This is a genomic window from Helicobacter cetorum MIT 00-7128 (assembly GCF_000259255.1).
Classification (GTDB): Bacteria; Campylobacterota; Campylobacteria; order Campylobacterales; family Helicobacteraceae; genus Helicobacter; species Helicobacter cetorum_B.
In genome coordinates this window covers 1386507-1402071 of sequence record NC_017737.1, presented here as the reverse complement: position 1 = coordinate 1402071, position 15565 = coordinate 1386507, and the positions used below count along the sequence as shown (strand labels likewise).

Sequence of the window (15565 nt, the reverse complement as noted above, 5' to 3'; positions counted from 1 at the left end):
AATGAGATGAAAAAAAGATTGTGTGTAGGAATAGTTGGATTAGGGTGCGTAGGGAGTGCGGTTGTTAAAATTTTAGAAGATAATAAAGAAATTATTAGAGATAGGGCTGGGGTAGAAATTGTTATTAAAAAAGCTATTGTGCGTGATGTAGAAAAATATCAAGGCTACCCTTTTGAAATCAGTAATGATTTGGAAAGTTTAGTAGAAGATACAGAGATAGATATTGTAATAGAGCTTATGGGTGGGGTTGAAGTGCCTTATGAATTAGCTAAAAAAACTTTAGTTAAACAAAAAGCCTTTGTTACAGCCAATAAAGCCATGCTTGCGTATCACCGCTATGAATTAGAACAAATTGCTCAAAACACCCCTATAGGGTTTGAAGCAAGCGTGTGTGGGGGTATTCCTGTAATCAAGGCTTTAAAAGATGGTTTGAGTGCTAATCACATTCTTTCTTTAAAAGGGATTTTAAATGGTACAAGCAACTACATTCTCACACAAATGTTTAACCACAATAGAAGTTTCAAAGACGCCTTAAAAGACGCTCAAGATTTAGGCTATGCTGAAATGAATCCTGAATTTGATATTAAGGGTATTGATGCGGCCCATAAACTATTGATTTTAGCCTCTTTAGCCTATGGTATTGATGCTAGATTAGAAGAAATTTTAATTGAGGGTATTGAAAAAATAGAGCAAGATGACATAGATTTTGCTAAAGAGTTTGGCTATAACATTAAGCTATTAGGTGTTGCCAAAAAACATAAAGATTGTATTGAATTAAGAGTGCATCCAAGCATGATAAAAAATGAGCGCATGCTCTCTAAAGTAGATGGCGTAATGAATGCCATAAGTATTGTGGGTGATAAAGTGGGCGAGACTTTGTATTATGGAGCTGGAGCTGGGGGAGAGGCAACAGCGAGTGCGGTTATTAGTGATATTATAGAAATTGCAAGAGAAAAAAGCTCTTTGATGCTAGGATTTGAATGCCCCCAAAGCCTACCATTAAAACCACAAGAAAGCATAGAGAGTGCTTATTATGTGCGTTTGTTAGTCAATGATGAAAAAGGCGTTTTATCTCAAATTAGTGCAATTTTAGCACAAAATGATATTTCGCTTAACAATGTCTTGCAAAAGGAAATCTCACAAGCTAATAGGGCAAAAATCTTGCTCTCTACGCATTTAACTAATGAAAAGACAATTTTAAACGCTCTCAAAGAGCTTGAAAATCTATCTAGCGTGCTAGATACCCCTAAAATGATTCGCTTAATAACAGAATGAGATTTTTAAATAACAAACATAGAGAAAAAGGCTTAAAAGCTGAAGAAGAGGCTTGTGATTTTTTAAAAACACTAGGATTTGAAATCATAGAGAGAAATTTCTTCTCAAGATTTGGTGAGATTGATATTATTGCTTTTAAAAGAGGGGTTTTACATTTTGTTGAGGTTAAAAGTGGGAAAAACTTTGAGCCTATTTATGCGATTACACCTAAAAAAATGAAAAAAATAATCAAAACTATTCGTTATTATTTGTCTCAAAAAGACCCCAATAGTGATTTTTGTATTGACGCTCTTATTGTGAAAAATGGTAATTTTGAGTTGGTAGAAAATATCACTTTTTAGACTTATTTAAAAATAAATCTTATTACATTAGTATTTTTAAGCTATGATTAGTTCGTTAATCAAATTAAAGTAATTTAGGAGTAATTATGAGTCATTATATTGAATTAACTCAAGAAAATTTTGAAAGCACTATTAAAGAGGGTGTTGCGTTGGTAGATTTTTGGGCTCCATGGTGTGGACCTTGTAAGATGTTATCCCCTGTGATTGATGAATTAGCTAGTGAGTATGAAAATAAAGCTAAAATTTGCAAAGTCAATACCGATGAAGAAGAAGAGCTTTCAGCTAAGTTTGGCATTAGAAGTATCCCTACTATTTTATTTATGAAAAATGGTGAGGTGGTTCATCAACTTATTGGCGCACAAACTAAGGTTGCCCTAAAAGAGCAACTAGATAAACTTTTAGGTTAAGCGTTATGTTAGATTGCGCTATTATTGGAGGTGGTCCTGCAGGATTGAGTGCGGGACTTTATGCGACTAGAGGTGGGGTTAAAAATGTCGTGCTGTTTGAAAAGGGCATGCCCGGTGGGCAAATCACAGGCAGTAGCGAGATTGAGAACTATCCGGGTGTTAAGGAAGTTTTGAGCGGACTAGATTTTATGCAACCATGGCAAGAGCAATGCTTTCGCTTTGGCTTAAAGCATGAAATGACAGCCATTCAAAGAGTTTCTAAAAAAGATTCTCATTTTGTTATTCATGCAGAAGATGGTAAGACTTTTGAGGCTAAGAGTGTGATTATTGCTACTGGTGGTAGCCCTAAGCGCACCGGCATTAAAGGAGAGTCAGAATTTTGGGGTAAAGGCGTAAGCACTTGTGCCACATGCGATGGCTTTTTTTACAAGAATAAAGAAGTAGCCGTGCTTGGCGGTGGAGATACTGCTGTAGAAGAGGCGATTTACTTGGCTAATATCTGCAAAAAAGTTTATCTCATTCACAGAAGAGATGGCTTTAGATGTGCGCCTATCACTTTAGAGCATGCCAAAAAGAATGATAAAATTGAATTTCTAACCCCTTATGTGGTAGAAGAAATCAAGGGCGATAGTGCTGGCGTATCTTCTTTAAGTATTAAAAATACCGCTACTAACGAAACAAGGGAATTGGTTGTGCCGGGTATCTTTGTTTTTGTGGGTTATGATGTGAATAACGCTGTATTAAAACAAGTTGATGGCTCAATGCTATGTAAGTGTGATGAATATGGCTCTGTAATTGTAGATTTATCCATGAAAACAGATGTTCAAGGTTTATTTGCAGCAGGGGATATTCGTATTTTTGCGCCTAAGCAAGTGGTTTGTGCGGCAAGTGATGGTGCGACTGCAGCATTGGGTGTTATTTCTTATTTGGAAAATCATTAAGATTTCTTCATTTCAATCCTAAGAATCTTCTTCTTAGGGTTTTTGTTTCTATTTTTTTGAAATTAGTTTTTATTAGATAAGTCTAGAGAGTAGTGTTGATAATAGCTGAATTATTGGCAGTAGTTTATTGGGTTAATAGCTAAAAAATCATAAATAAATCTTATCTAATCAAATAGCTTTATGATGTTTTTGTTTTATTTTTTTAACAATGCAATGAAACTTTTTTTGCAAGATATTTTAGAAGAGATGAATAATAGACATAACTCCTTTAAAGAATTTTTTAGTTTTTAAATAATTTTGATTGTATAGGCAATTATTATTGCTAACTAATACTCCAATTTAAATAGAATTTTAAGAATTTTAAGCATTTCAAATATATTGTTTTTGGCTCTATTTGTTGCTTATTTTAGAAACATCAGTTCATGGAATTTTGCTATATTATCTGTGTTTGGAGTCATTGTTTAAATAAGATTATAGAATTTTATAAAATTGCTATTATAAGGATTCTAAGGATGCGTATTTTTATCATTTCTTTGAGTAAGAAAGTATGCGATGAGTTTCATTTAGCTTTTAGGGATACTAATGCTATCATCAATGCCCTTAAAACGAGTAATCATTCTGTAGAAATTTTTGATGCTATTTATTCTAAAAATTCGGGGGGGGGGGGTTACATTCATTAGTTAAAGAGCACTTGCACCCTTATTTCATTACGCAAAATGTGAGAAGTATAGGGATTAAGACAGATTTAGTGAGTGAGATTTCTAAATTTTATTATGCCTTAAAATACCATGCAAAGTTTATGGATTTAGGCGAGCTTGGGTGTTATGCAAGCCATTATATGCTATGGAAAAAATGTATAGAACTCAACGAGCCTATTTGTATTTTAGAAGATGATATTTTTTTAAAAGAAAATTTTAACGAGAGCTTAGATTTTTTAGAAAAGTATATTCAAGAATTGGGATATGTGCGCTTAATGCATTTATTGTATGACCCAAATATAAGAAGTGAGCCCCTAATCAATGAAAATCAAGAAATACAAAAACACATAGGAATTATTAATGCCTATAGTTATGGGGTAGGCACTCAAGGGTATGTTATCACACCCAAAGTAGCTCAAATCTTTTTAGGGCATAGTCAAAAATGGATTACTCCTGTGGATACTTTAATGGACGCTACTTTTATTCATGGAGTAAGAAATTTAGTGTTGAAATCGTTTGCTATTGCTGATAATGAGCAGATTTCTACTATAGAGCGCATAGAAGAGCCCTATAGTCCTAAAATTGCGCTAATGAGACATTGGCATTATAAGGGCTTAAAATTATGGCGTTTTTTATGATTGCTTTTAGCTGAATGAAGTGATTTGATAAACATAAAAAGCATCTTTGACTAATAAAACCAATTTTGCCATAAAAGACAATTAAAACATTCGCATTTAAAAATTTTTAATATGAGCTATTTTGATTTTATTTGATACCACAGAGCTATAAGCTCTGCATATTTATCTAATACATTGTTTATATAAAAATTCTGTTCTTCCCATAGCAATAATATGACCACGCATTTTGTCATGCAAATCGCCTAAGAAAAAAAAGGGTTGTAATTCAAGTTTAGGAATGTCTAGAGCATACACTTGGATAAGGTAATGATGATCGCCATTAGGGGGCATAGGACCAATATAGACACTATTATTTGCATTAGAATGTTGTTTTTCACTTTCATTAAGAGTTGAACGCACAAAGCCTTGAGTGAGCGAATTGACCCCTTGAATGATTTCTTTATTCATTATTGAAGCGTTTTCTTCTAAAACATTGTTAGAAATATTGCCTACAACCCAATGAATAAAAGTCATGCCACACACTTGTTGGGCATCATGGTCTATAAGCTCTAAAGCATAGCTTTTAGCATTTTCTATCTTTTGCCATGAAATTTTAGGCGAATAAGTGGGTAAGCCATTTTCATTTAAAAATTCTTTAGGGGCATTCCCACCAAACTTGGCATCTAAATAGCCTTTAGGGTCAGTTTCTATACATACGCTAAAAAATTGCATAAATTTTGTCTCCTTGGTTTAATAACGAATTTTAAGGGTATTTTAGCATACAAAGTCCAAGAAATAGGGGTATGAAACAAATAAATATAGCAATACAAAATAAGAATTATAAAGAAATGACTATAATTTTTTGACATTTAATTAATTATTGGTTTCTTGTTTCTTGCTATTATTTGCGAATGGAAAAGAGAATAGATAATTTATGCGCCAAAATAGATGCGCTATTGGAACAGCAAAGGAAAGTGTTTGTATTGCTAGAAAATACTTTAAGCACTCGTATGTGGCTTGCACCACAAGAGGCATTATTTACTAGTTTAATCAAACCTAGTGAGACCTCTTTGGGGGCTAGTCATAGGTTTTTAAGAGGCGTTAGTGAAGAGATAGAGTTAGCGCCAGAGTTATCCAAAGAAGATGAAGAAAAGCGTCTTTTTATTTTAGAGCATTTAGGGCATGTGGATATTACTAGGAATAAGCAAGACCCAAACTCCAAAAAAGATTGCTTGGAGTTTATCCAACAATATAATATTCCTAAGCCCCTTATTGTTACCGTTCTTTATAATGTTAAGGGGATTAAACCGACTAAAAAAGAAGTTTCTAGGCAGTTGCAAAAACTCTATGTATGGGAAAAGCGTTATCAAAAAGGTGGGATAGATGCCCTAAAAGATAGGCGAGGAAGACCCCTTAATTCTTAGCATTATTTCTTGCCTTACTTTCTAGTATAGGGCTTGCTATGGGGGTATTTTTTAAAATCAGCGTATTTTTAATAAAGGTTGTTGTATTTTTAAGTTGAAATTAAGAAAGTTTTTTGTATTTATCAAGTATTAAACCTAAATGGGAACAATCGCTTAAAAAATTTAAGGAGAAAATACCGCAGTGTTACAACAACGAATATATTTAGATAACAACGCTACGACCAAAATTGACCCCAAAGTCAAAGAAATTATGGAGCCATTTTTAACAGAGCATTATGGAAATCCTAGCTCTTTGCATAAATTTGGCACTGAAACTCACCCCGTGATAGCTGAGGCTTTAGACAAGCTTTATGCAGGCATTAATGCTAGAGATGTAGATGATGTAGTTATCACTTCTTGTGCGACAGAAAGTAATAATTGGGTTTTAAAGGGCGTGTATTTTGATGAATGCTTAAAAAAAGGCAAGAATCATATTATTACAACCGTTGCAGAGCATCCGGCTGTTAGGGCGACTTGTAGTTTTTTAGAAAGTTTGGGAGTAGAAGTTACTTACTTGCCTATCAATGAGCATGGGAGAGTTTCTGCAGAGCGGGTCAAAGAGGCAATAACACCTAAAACTGCTTTAGTGAGCGTGATGTGGGCTAATAATGAAACGGGTCTTATTTTTCCTATTGAAGAAATTGGGGCTATTTGTAAAGAAAAAGGCGTGTTATTTCATACTGACGCTGTGCAAGCCATTGGCAAAATTCCGGTAGATGTAGTGAAAGCTAATGTGGATTTTCTCTCTTTTAGCGCTCACAAATTCCATGGGCCAAAAGGTATTGGAGGGCTATATATTAGAAGTGGGGTAGAATTAACCCCTCTTTTTCATGGCGGAGAACATATGCGAGGCAGACGCAGTGGGACTTTGAATGTGCCTTATATTGTGGGCATGGGGGAGGCTATGAAACTAGCCATAGAGCATTTGGACTATGAAAGAGAAGTGGTAGGAAAATTGCGTGATAAATTAGAAGACGCTCTTTTACAAATTCCTGATGTTATGGTTGTGGGCGATAGGATTCATCGTGTGCCTAATACAACTTTAGTTAGCGTAAGAGGGATTGAAGGAGAGGCTATGCTGTGGGATTTAAATCGTGCCAATATCGCTGCCTCAACCGGAAGTGCGTGTGCGAGCGAGGATTTAGAGGCAAATCCGGTAATGGTAGCCATTGGGGCTAGTAAAGAATTAGCTCATACGGCAATTAGATTATCATTGAGTCGTTTTACAACTGAGGCTGAAATTGATAAAACCATTGAAGTCTTTTCTAAAGCAACAACAAGATTAAGAAATATTTCAAGTTCTTATTAAAAATAAATAAAGGAAATTTAAAATAATGGCAAAACACGATTTAGTTGGTGGGGCATTATGGGATGCGTATTCTAAAGAAGTGCAAAGGCGTATGGATAACCCTACGCATTTAGGAGTTTTAACAGAGGAGCAAGCTAAGGAAAAAAACGCAAAGCTTATTGTGGCAGATTATGGTGCAGAGGCTTGTGGAGACGCAGTGAGATTGTATTGGCTTGTAGATGAAAATACAGACACGATTATTGATGCGAAGTTTAAGAGCTTTGGTTGTGGGACAGCGATTGCAAGCTCTGATATGATGGTTGAATTATGTTTGGGTAAGAAAGTCCAAGAGGCAGTAAAAATCACTAATTTAGATGTAGAAAAAGGCTTAAGAGATAACCCAGATACCCCAGCAGTTCCGGGGCAAAAAATGCACTGCTCAGTTATGGCTTATGATGTGATTAAGCAAGCTGCGGGTTTATACTTGGGCAAAAATGCCGAGGATTTTGAAGAAGAAATCATTGTGTGTGAGTGTGCTAGAGTAAGCTTAAGCACTCTAAGAGAAGTAATCAAGCTCAATGACTTAAAAACGATTGAAGAAATTACCAACTACACAAAAGCTGGTGGCTTTTGTGGGAGCTGTATTAGACCCGGTGGGCATGAGGCTAGAGATTATTACTTGGTAGATATTCTCAAAGAAGTGCGTGAAGAAATGGAGGCTGAAAAACTTAAGGCTACAGCTAATAAATCTCAAAATGGAGAATTGGCTTTTAGAGAAATGACTATGGTGCAAAAGATTAAGGCAGTGGATAAAGTCATTGATGAAAATATCCGCCCCATGCTAATGATGGATGGGGGAGATATGGAGATTTTAGACATTAAAGAAAGCGATGACTACATTGATGTGTATATCCGCTACATAGGCGCATGCGATGGGTGCATGAGTGCTACTACAGGAACTTTATTTGCTATTGAAAACGCTTTGCAAGAGCTATTAGATAGAAACATTAGAGTGTTGCCAATCTAAAGTCCCTTTATTCTTTATTGCTATAAGGATTCTTTTGATTCAAAGAGTGCTTATAGCTCTTTATTTTTGAAAGGCTTTGTTCTTAATTGAGCATTGACAATAAAGCATAAAATGGCTTAATACTAAAAGCGTTAAGCGATAGCTTTGTAAGTGCTTGGGCTAGGTGTTTCTTAGAATTTTAAAAAGACTAGATGAAATTTAGAGCTAAATCAAAAAATCTAAGCTATGAGAGTGAAGTTTAAAGATAAACTTCTTTAAAAAAGAATGATAAAAAGGGAGTTACAAGAATAATAAATTAAACCTTATTTATTAAGAATATTTTTAAGTATCAATATTTAAGCGGAATAGAACCTTGTGAGACTTTTCTTATCTTAAATTTCTGTAAATAATTCTTAGTAATAGTATTGATTTTTATATTTTTATTATATATTAAAAGTGTATAAATTCTAAATATTAGAAATAAAATAAAATAAAAATTTTATATAACTATTTTTAATTGTAATGCTAGATAGCATAATTGTAGCTAAGGTTGTTGGGATTTTTTAAGCAAGAATTATTGCTTGTTTTTTGATAATCTTGGCTGAAAGTTGTTTTTAATATTTTTGTTTTTAAGTATTAAGATTGTAAATTATTTTTAATTGGGTGCTAATAGCTAAAAAGGTTATTTTTTCCAAAGGTTTTTGTTTGATTGTAAAAACTTTATGCCATATGTTTGTTATATATAGCAAGACTTTTTATAAGATAATGTTTGCTCCATACAGAGCTTAAATTTTATTTTTAGTTTTAAGGCTGTATAAAAAAATTAAACCACCTATTTGCGTAAAAATTTTACGCAAATAGAGTTATCTTAGAGTTTCCATACTAATTCAGTAAAGATATGACTTCTATCTTGGTCTGTGGCGGGTTGGCTATCTAGCTTTGGCCCATTCCAACCCATTTTATACCCTTGATGCATTAATACATTATAATATTCAAATTTAATATCAGCAGAGAAGTTTTTGGAGAATTTATACCCCAAGTTGAGCGCTAAACTTTGCTCATTGGCTCTTGGCCCATAGGTTAAACGCCCTAGCAACCCCCAAACAAGTCTTCTATGCACGCCACCACCAAAGGCAAATACGGTAAAAGCATCTGCATCCATCATGTAAGAAAGTGAGTTAATGGTATTTGCATACACGCTATTAGTCCAAAAGTCAAAGCCTAAGCGGTTACCATGATAGCCTATCATCCAGTTGGCATTCCCCCAAGCCTTATAAATACCTGCGCCAAAGTTGTATTCATTCCACTCAAACTTTTGCTTAATCATCAAGCTATTACCATGCGTTCCTGCTAACATGCCGAATTGATAAGTGTCCCAATAGCGCTTAGGATAGATAGGATTTAGCAAGGTAATGTCAGTTTGTGAGCGAAACCCCAAGCCATGAAAGTGGGGGTTGCTATCATAAGTAATGGTAAAGTTTGGGCTATATTCATTAGCAGGGGAAAAATAGAAAAAGGGTTGAATCATAAAACCCTTATAACTCCAAGTAGCATAAAAGGCATGCACCCCGGGATTGATAACTTTACCATTAGCTAAGGTGTAGGTTTTGGGCGAATAGAAATTATAGAGCCATTCGTTGTAAGCAAAGCCACGCCCAAAAGAGCTAAACCACCAAAACTTAAAGCGTCCTAAATTTAGGGTCATATCAAATCCTTGTGTATAGCCAGACATATAATCTGCAGGAGATTCGTATCTTCCGCCCCTAAATTCAAAAATATCTTTATATTTATAATGCAAGTAAGCGTTATAAATCACATAGTTTCTAGTGTGATTAGCCATAGTTTGCGCACAACTAGAGGCTTGTAAGGCCTCTTTATCAGACATTTGGGTCATCTGAGCTTGTGTCATATTATTATATGCACCTTGCGTTAAATTCCCTGTGGCTAAACCGCAGTTCCAAGATTTTTGCCCTACAAGTCCTGCCCACATACCCACATAGTTCCACCCCATAGCTCCATAGGGCTTGCCGGTTACTTCGTTGATAAAGTCTTTAGTGCTATCATAGATAATGGCTCCACCCCAACCCCCTAAGCTCCCTTCTAAATGGTGCCCATTGGCTGTAGCGTTTTTAGGCAATAACTCGTTAAAATCTAATTGCATGTAAGCCATGATAGTCATAAAAGTTTCAGTAGGGTAAAGCCCCTTGTTGGTATTGATAGGTTTGTTATTGAAACCGATTTTAGAAAAGGATTCAGCACCAGCTTTGACTTTGGCAATCTTGCCTAAATCAAAAGCTTCCATTTGAGAGAATAATATAATTAGTGTTGCTATATTTTTAACAGATGTAACATTATTTTTCATTATTACCCTTCACTAAAGTTAAAAATTTTCAATTTGTAGAGCAAGCCAGTGCAAATAAGAATTGATGATTTTCTTAAACATCTTTTGTTGTGATGGTTTCTAGCTAGTCTTTTCATTTTTGTTCCTTTATACAAGAAGTGTAATTTTCAAGGTTGATAAAATAACCAAGTTTTGTTTATATTAGCATAATATTTTGTTGATTTTTAGCTTTTTCTTATAATTAGGCTTGTAATAGTGGTAAAACTGAGATAATTTTAAGCAATATTAGTTTTTTATTAAAGAATTTTTAAGAATTGTCATACTTTTTTAAAGAATATTGAGGGATTTTGTAATAAAAATTAATGCGACTTTATGTTTTTTGGTGTCTCGTTAAGTAATGTTTTTCTATAAAAATATGGTTATTATTAAATATATGATAAATGAATTGATAAAAATAAGGCATTACAAAAATACCCAAAAAGAAATTTTTCAATATCAATTAATAGACTTATAAGATGTTAAAAATATTTTGTAATTTAAGTTTAGATATTTGTATTGATAGTAGTGTTTTTAATAAAGAATACTTTTAGGGTTTAAAAATATTCAATGATAGGCAAGATTTATAGATAATTTTTAAAGATAGCTTTTAAAAATACTCTTTAAAGGTGCTATGGAGTTGATTTAAGCACACCTTTAGAAGAGCAGGCGCTCATCGGTGTTATTTTCTTCTTTTGGTGTGGAGATAATAGGGGAAGTAGAGTAGTAGGGGATTTTGTCTATAATTTCTTTACGCACATTCAAAGGGACATCAAACTTCCTTTTTAATGATGGCTCAATAGCTAGGATATTACGCATAAAATGCGCATATACCGGTGTGCTCACTACCCCACCTGTAGCCTTTTTACCAATAGGTGTGTTATTATCTCTGCCAAACCAAATCACGCTTTGTATAGTTGGGGTAAAGCCAATAAACCAAGCATCTATATTATTGTTGGAAGTTCCTGTTTTTCCTGCCACTTCAATATTATGCAAACGAGCTTGTTTGCCGGTGCCATTTTCCACCGTGTTGATTAGTGCTGAAAGGGTCAAAAAGGCTTGTTCTTTAGAAGTCGTGCGCTTGATTTCAAGGGGTGTGAAAGTTTTAGTTTCGCCACTAGAATTTGTAATGCTTTCAATAAGCATGGGCTTAAGCATTAAACCATAATTAGAAAAAAGCGAATATTGTTGTGCGGCATCAAGGGGCGAAATGACAAAACTTCCTAATACAATAGACAAATCTTTTGGAAGATTTTTAAAACCCATATCACTTAAAGAATTATAGACTTTTTCAAAGCCAAGTTGGTCGCTTAAATTTATGGTTGCTAGATTTAAAGAGTGGCTTAAAGCCTCTTGTAAAGTTACAAGCCCTAAGAAATTGCGTGAATAATTGCTAGGATGCCATGCATGGTTTTGGGTGCTATCGGTGGTGCGATTAGCGTTCTCAAAGTTTCTAGCTACATCAGGAATTTTAGAAGTGGTAGAATAGCCATTATCAAAAGCGATTTGATAAATGAAAGGCTTGATAGCACTTCCAAATTGTCGCTTGGCTTGAGTGGCACGATTAAAAGCGCTTTTTTTGTAATCAATTCCGCCTACTAGAGCAAGGATTTTACCACTTTGAGTGTCAGTAACAACCATACTAGCGTTGAGATTGTCTTCTAATTCTTCTTGGGGGTCATTATCTTTTTTTTTGTCCTTAGAGCGCTCTTGGGCAATTTTTTCTAGCATTCTTTGATGTCCAAAGCGCAAAGATTCTAAAGCTAAGCGTTGGTAATCTAAATCTAAAGTAAGCTTAATGGTATAACCTTTGGTTCTTAGACCATCTAAATGGTCTAGTTGCTTAAGCACTTCATCTACGACATAAGGGGCGCTATTTTGTGTAGTGCTTTCATTATATACAATAGGCACTTCGCCTAATGCATGTTTTAATTCTGTAGAAGAAATCCAGCCTAAAGAATACAAGCGTCTTATAATGTCATTAGCTCGTGCGAGTGAAAAATCTAAATTTTTTGTGGGGTCATAAAAGCTTGGGGCACGAGGTAGGGATACTAGCATAGCAATTTCTTTAAGGCTGAGTTTATCAAGTGGCTTTTTAAAATACCCTAAGCTTGCCGTTTTTACCCCATAATATCCATGCCCAAAGAAAGTTTGATTCAAATAGCGCTCCAAAATTTCTTCCTTGCTTAAAACCTTTTCAATACGCAAGGATATAATCGCCTCTTTGAGTTTTCTAGTAAGGGTCTTTTCTCGTGTAAGCACCATGTTTTTAACTAATTGTTGGGTTAGAGTGCTACCTCCCTCAGTATAGCGCCCGCTTTTGGCATTCTTAATTACAGCACGCATAATCGCATCCAAATTAATCCCTCCATGCTCAAAAAAGAGCGTGTCTTCTACAGCCAGCAAGCTTTCAACTAATCTAGCAGGGATTTCATTAAAATGGGCATAGAAACGAAACTCTTTATCATAAACATTAGCAACTAAACGCCCTTTTCTATCTAAAATCTGTGAGGCAATACTAGGGTGGTAGTCCTTAATTTTAGCAATATCTTTATCAGTGCTAACCCAAACTTGCATAATAAGAATAATAGATGCACCAAGAGCAATGAAAATGATTGCCATAAAGGTATAAAAAATTTTTTTTAACATGAGAGATTCTTTAACCAAAAAATCATTTTAAAAGACTCCTTATTAATGTTGATAATGGGGTAAGTTTTGAAGAATAGTGCCTAGCCTTAAAGTATCTTCTAAGCTATTTTTGAGAGACAAAGAGATACGCAAAAGGGGTTTAGAAGTCGTAGGGGGGCGAATCGCTCCTGCTAAAAACCCTTTTTCTTTTAAATGGGCATGGGCTTTTAATAAATCATCATTATTCTTAAAGGGTAGAGTGAAAAACCCAGCAAGCATAGTGATGCCTAAAGTGTCAAAAATGACTTGTTGGTGCTCTTTAAGGGCGGTTTTTAACTCTTGTTGGTGTGTTAGGAAGTATTCTAAATGCGCTAAACTTAAAGCGGTATCTAGCAAGCTTAATGCGGTAGTGTAAATCACGCTTTTAGCCCGATTGATTAGAAATTCTATCACCTCTTTTGAGGCTAAGATACAAGCTCCATAGCTTGCAAGCGCTTTAGAAAAAGTGCTAAGTTTGATAATATTTTTTCGCTCTGTAATGTTGTGGTGTTCTAAAAATCCTAATAGACTTTTGCCAATCGCACCAAAGCTATGAGCCTCATCTATTATTAAGAAAGTGTTGGGAGTTTTTTTTACGATTTCATAAATGCTTAAAGGAGCAATACTTGCATCCATAGAATACACGCCTTCAATAGCGACAAATTTTAGCTTATCTTTAGAGGCATTAGCGAGTTTATTTTCTAAATCTTTAGCATTATTATGTTGAAAAAAAGTGCTTTGCTTAAGTTTGTTTTTGGTGCTAAAAACTCCGCTTGCATGGTAATGCTCGTCCATAAATAATAGGGCATTTTTAACTATGAGAGTATCTATTAAGGCTAAATTGCCTAAAAAACCACTCCCTACTAAAAGAGCACTTTCAAAGTTAAAGAGATTGGCTAGTTTTTCTTCCAAACTAGCATGCAAGGGGTGGTAACCATTCACAAGCATGGAGGCTTTTGGGGAGTGAGTATCAAAGGTTTGAAGTTGCTTAAAAACATCTTCAAGCAAGCCTTTTTGAGTGCTTAAACCCAAGTAGTCATTAGAGGCATAATCTTTTAAAGAAAAGTCAAATAACTCTCTTTTGCGATAGCGCTTGAAACGATGCAAGGCACGCAACTCTTTAGAAAACATAAGTCTTAGCGCCCTTTTTTAACCAATTTTAGTTGCCTTTTTGAATTTCTTCAATGATTTTATGCAATTCATCTTGCTTTTCAACAAACATTTTGTCAATGTTGTCTTTTACATGCTTGGCATTTTCTTCTATCACATGCACTTTGTCTTCTAAGTATTTCAAGTCTGTGGTGTGTTCTTCTTGAACAGCTTTTACTAATTCGTTAGCCTCAGTATGCACATTAGCATGATAGCTTTCAAGCGCCCTATAACCTGAAGTGTTAGAGAAAGTCTCTTTACCAGCACCCTCATAATACCATTTACCTAAACGACAGCCTTTATGACTTGTAATATTAAAGGAATTTAAGCCAAAGACCATGCCATAGAGATTGTTTTTGAATACCACATGGTCAATTTTAGCTAGTCCGCAGAATACACGATTGTTGATATTGTAAATAGTATATTTAGCTGCTTTTGCTGTAATTTGATTGCTTTGAACCTTGTCTTGAATGACTTCCACATCATTTTTGATAGAACCTACAATAGAATTAACATCATGGGTATTGGTTTGAATATCACTAGCCTCTTGTTGCATGCTTTTAACCACTACAGCAATTTCTTTAGTAGCTTTTTGGGTTTTTTCAGCTAATTTTCTTACTTCATCAGCCACCACCGCAAAGCCTCTACCATGCTCGCCCGCTCTTGCAGCCTCAATGGCAGCATTTAAGGCTAAGAGGTTGGTTTGTTCTGCAATATCATCAATAAGAGAAATAACTTGAGTGATTTCATTACTGCGCTGATTAAGCGAGTCGGCTAACGAAGTGGCATTTTGCATTTTTTCATAAAGTGATTCAAGGTTTTGACTAGCTTGACCAACAGCCTCTAACCCTTCATTAGAATGCTTTTCGCTAGTTTCACTCGCACTTACAAGTTCGCTAGTTTCTTGGTGGATATTTTGTAAGCTTGATTGCGCACCCTCCAAGCCCTCTTTAAGACTTGCAAAAAAAGTCTTAAATAAATCATTTTGGTGGTATTGCCCTACGCAATCACTCTTTTTGGCAAGAGAAAAATACTGCACCCCATCAATATTTTGGCTTTTTGAGGAATAGGTGGTATTTTCAAGTTGAATATCTTCAGCATTAGCTTTGAAGTGAGAAATTTGGTTATCTAAATCTCTTAAGTCTGCTAAATGCCCACTTTTAAACACTATTTTATTGTTTTTGATACCAATAAATCCCTCATGCAAGCACATATCTAAGAGACTTTGGCAGAGATTGAGCTCTTTTCTTAAATTGGCAATTTCAGCATTTTTTTCGTTGATTTTAACTTGGAGTTGCTTATTCCCAAACATAATAATTCCCTTGTTTTAAATTTG

12 protein-coding genes and 1 pseudogene are annotated in these 15565 nt (G+C 34.8%); 8 read left to right on the top strand and 5 right to left on the bottom strand.

Annotation, left to right across the window (positions count from 1 at the left end; all coding sequences use genetic code 11):
- Nucleotides 1-6: 6 nt before the first annotated feature.
- From HCW_RS06510 to HCW_RS06490, 5 genes and pseudogenes are all read left to right on the top strand, one after another.
- Nucleotides 7-1275 (top strand): homoserine dehydrogenase, encoded by a 1269-nt coding sequence (locus HCW_RS06510; protein WP_014661431.1) that lies wholly within the window; start codon nucleotides 7-9, stop codon nucleotides 1273-1275.
- Nucleotides 1272-1616, top strand: a complete 345-nt coding sequence (locus HCW_RS06505) for a YraN family protein (protein WP_014661430.1) — start codon at nucleotides 1272-1274, stop codon at nucleotides 1614-1616. Before HCW_RS06510 ends, HCW_RS06505 begins: the two co-directional genes overlap by 4 nt.
- Before the next feature lie 86 nt (nucleotides 1617-1702).
- A complete protein-coding gene (gene trxA, locus HCW_RS06500) occupies nucleotides 1703-2023 on the top strand; it encodes a thioredoxin (protein WP_014661429.1) in 321 nt (106 codons plus the stop codon).
- A 5-nt stretch (nucleotides 2024-2028) separates the two neighbouring features.
- Nucleotides 2029-2964: a thioredoxin-disulfide reductase gene (trxB, locus tag HCW_RS06495; RefSeq protein WP_014661428.1), complete on the top strand. Its 936-nt coding sequence runs from the start codon at nucleotides 2029-2031 to the stop codon at nucleotides 2962-2964.
- A gap of 512 nt (nucleotides 2965-3476) precedes the next feature.
- Nucleotides 3477-4300 (top strand): annotated as a pseudogene (locus tag HCW_RS06490) (glycosyltransferase family 25 protein).
- 162 nt (nucleotides 4301-4462) lie between these two features.
- Here HCW_RS06490 and HCW_RS06485 read toward each other — a convergent pair.
- Nucleotides 4463-5011, bottom strand: coding sequence for a YbhB/YbcL family Raf kinase inhibitor-like protein (locus HCW_RS06485; protein WP_014661427.1), 549 nt, complete (start codon nucleotides 5009-5011; stop codon nucleotides 4463-4465).
- A 179-nt stretch (nucleotides 5012-5190) separates the two neighbouring features.
- On the opposite strand from HCW_RS06485, the gene HCW_RS06480 reads away from it, so the two are divergent.
- From HCW_RS06480 to HCW_RS06470, 3 genes are all read left to right on the top strand, one after another.
- Entirely contained in the window at nucleotides 5191-5703 is a 513-nt protein-coding gene (locus HCW_RS06480) for a helix-turn-helix domain-containing protein (protein ID WP_043902669.1), read from the top strand.
- Between the two features lie 181 nt (nucleotides 5704-5884).
- Nucleotides 5885-7051 (top strand): NifS family cysteine desulfurase, encoded by a 1167-nt coding sequence (locus HCW_RS06475; protein ID WP_014661425.1) that lies wholly within the window; start codon nucleotides 5885-5887, stop codon nucleotides 7049-7051.
- Nucleotides 7052-7076: 25 nt separating this feature from the next.
- On the top strand, nucleotides 7077-8057 hold the full coding sequence (locus HCW_RS06470; protein ID WP_014661424.1) for an iron-sulfur cluster assembly scaffold protein NifU: 981 nt from the start codon (nucleotides 7077-7079) through the stop codon (nucleotides 8055-8057).
- Between the two features lie 847 nt (nucleotides 8058-8904).
- Here HCW_RS06470 and HCW_RS06465 read toward each other — a convergent pair.
- The 4 genes from HCW_RS06465 to HCW_RS06450 form a co-directional block, all read right to left on the bottom strand.
- Nucleotides 8905-10398: an outer membrane family protein gene (locus HCW_RS06465; RefSeq protein ID WP_014661423.1), complete on the bottom strand. Its 1494-nt coding sequence runs from the start codon at nucleotides 10396-10398 to the stop codon at nucleotides 8905-8907.
- 672 nt (nucleotides 10399-11070) lie between these two features.
- Nucleotides 11071-13062 (bottom strand): transglycosylase domain-containing protein, encoded by a 1992-nt coding sequence (locus HCW_RS06460; RefSeq protein WP_014661422.1) that lies wholly within the window; start codon nucleotides 13060-13062, stop codon nucleotides 11071-11073.
- Between the two features lie 42 nt (nucleotides 13063-13104).
- Nucleotides 13105-14211 carry an aminotransferase class I/II-fold pyridoxal phosphate-dependent enzyme gene (locus HCW_RS06455; protein WP_014661421.1) on the bottom strand — a complete coding sequence of 369 codons (1107 nt, stop codon included), beginning with the start codon at nucleotides 14209-14211 and terminating at the stop codon, nucleotides 13105-13107.
- A 28-nt stretch (nucleotides 14212-14239) separates the two neighbouring features.
- Entirely contained in the window at nucleotides 14240-15541 is a 1302-nt protein-coding gene (locus HCW_RS06450; protein ID WP_014661420.1) for a methyl-accepting chemotaxis protein, read from the bottom strand.
- Between the last annotated feature and the right edge of the window lie 24 nt (nucleotides 15542-15565).

Bases quoted from the DNA above. Each gene is read 5' to 3' on its own strand.
- HCW_RS06485 (WP_014661427.1), bottom strand. From the start codon at position 5,011: ATGCAATTTTTTAGCGTATGTATAGAAACTGACCCTAAAGGCTATTTA.
- HCW_RS06480 (WP_043902669.1), top strand. From the start codon at position 5,191: ATGGAAAAGAGAATAGATAATTTATGCGCCAAAATAGATGCGCTATTG.
- HCW_RS06470 (WP_014661424.1), top strand. From the start codon at position 7,077: ATGGCAAAACACGATTTAGTTGGTGGGGCATTATGGGATGCGTATTCT.
- HCW_RS06510 (WP_014661431.1), top strand. From the start codon at position 7: ATGAAAAAAAGATTGTGTGTAGGAATAGTTGGATTAGGGTGCGTAGGG.
- HCW_RS06455 (WP_014661421.1), bottom strand. From the start codon at position 14,211: ATGTTTTCTAAAGAGTTGCGTGCCTTGCATCGTTTCAAGCGCTATCGC.
- HCW_RS06505 (WP_014661430.1), top strand. From the start codon at position 1,272: ATGAGATTTTTAAATAACAAACATAGAGAAAAAGGCTTAAAAGCTGAA.
- HCW_RS06450 (WP_014661420.1), bottom strand. From the start codon at position 15,541: ATGTTTGGGAATAAGCAACTCCAAGTTAAAATCAACGAAAAAAATGCT.
- HCW_RS06460 (WP_014661422.1), bottom strand. From the start codon at position 13,062: ATGTTAAAAAAAATTTTTTATACCTTTATGGCAATCATTTTCATTGCT.
- HCW_RS06465 (WP_014661423.1), bottom strand. From the start codon at position 10,398: ATGAAAAATAATGTTACATCTGTTAAAAATATAGCAACACTAATTATA.
- trxB (WP_014661428.1), top strand. From the start codon at position 2,029: ATGTTAGATTGCGCTATTATTGGAGGTGGTCCTGCAGGATTGAGTGCG.
- trxA (WP_014661429.1), top strand. From the start codon at position 1,703: ATGAGTCATTATATTGAATTAACTCAAGAAAATTTTGAAAGCACTATT.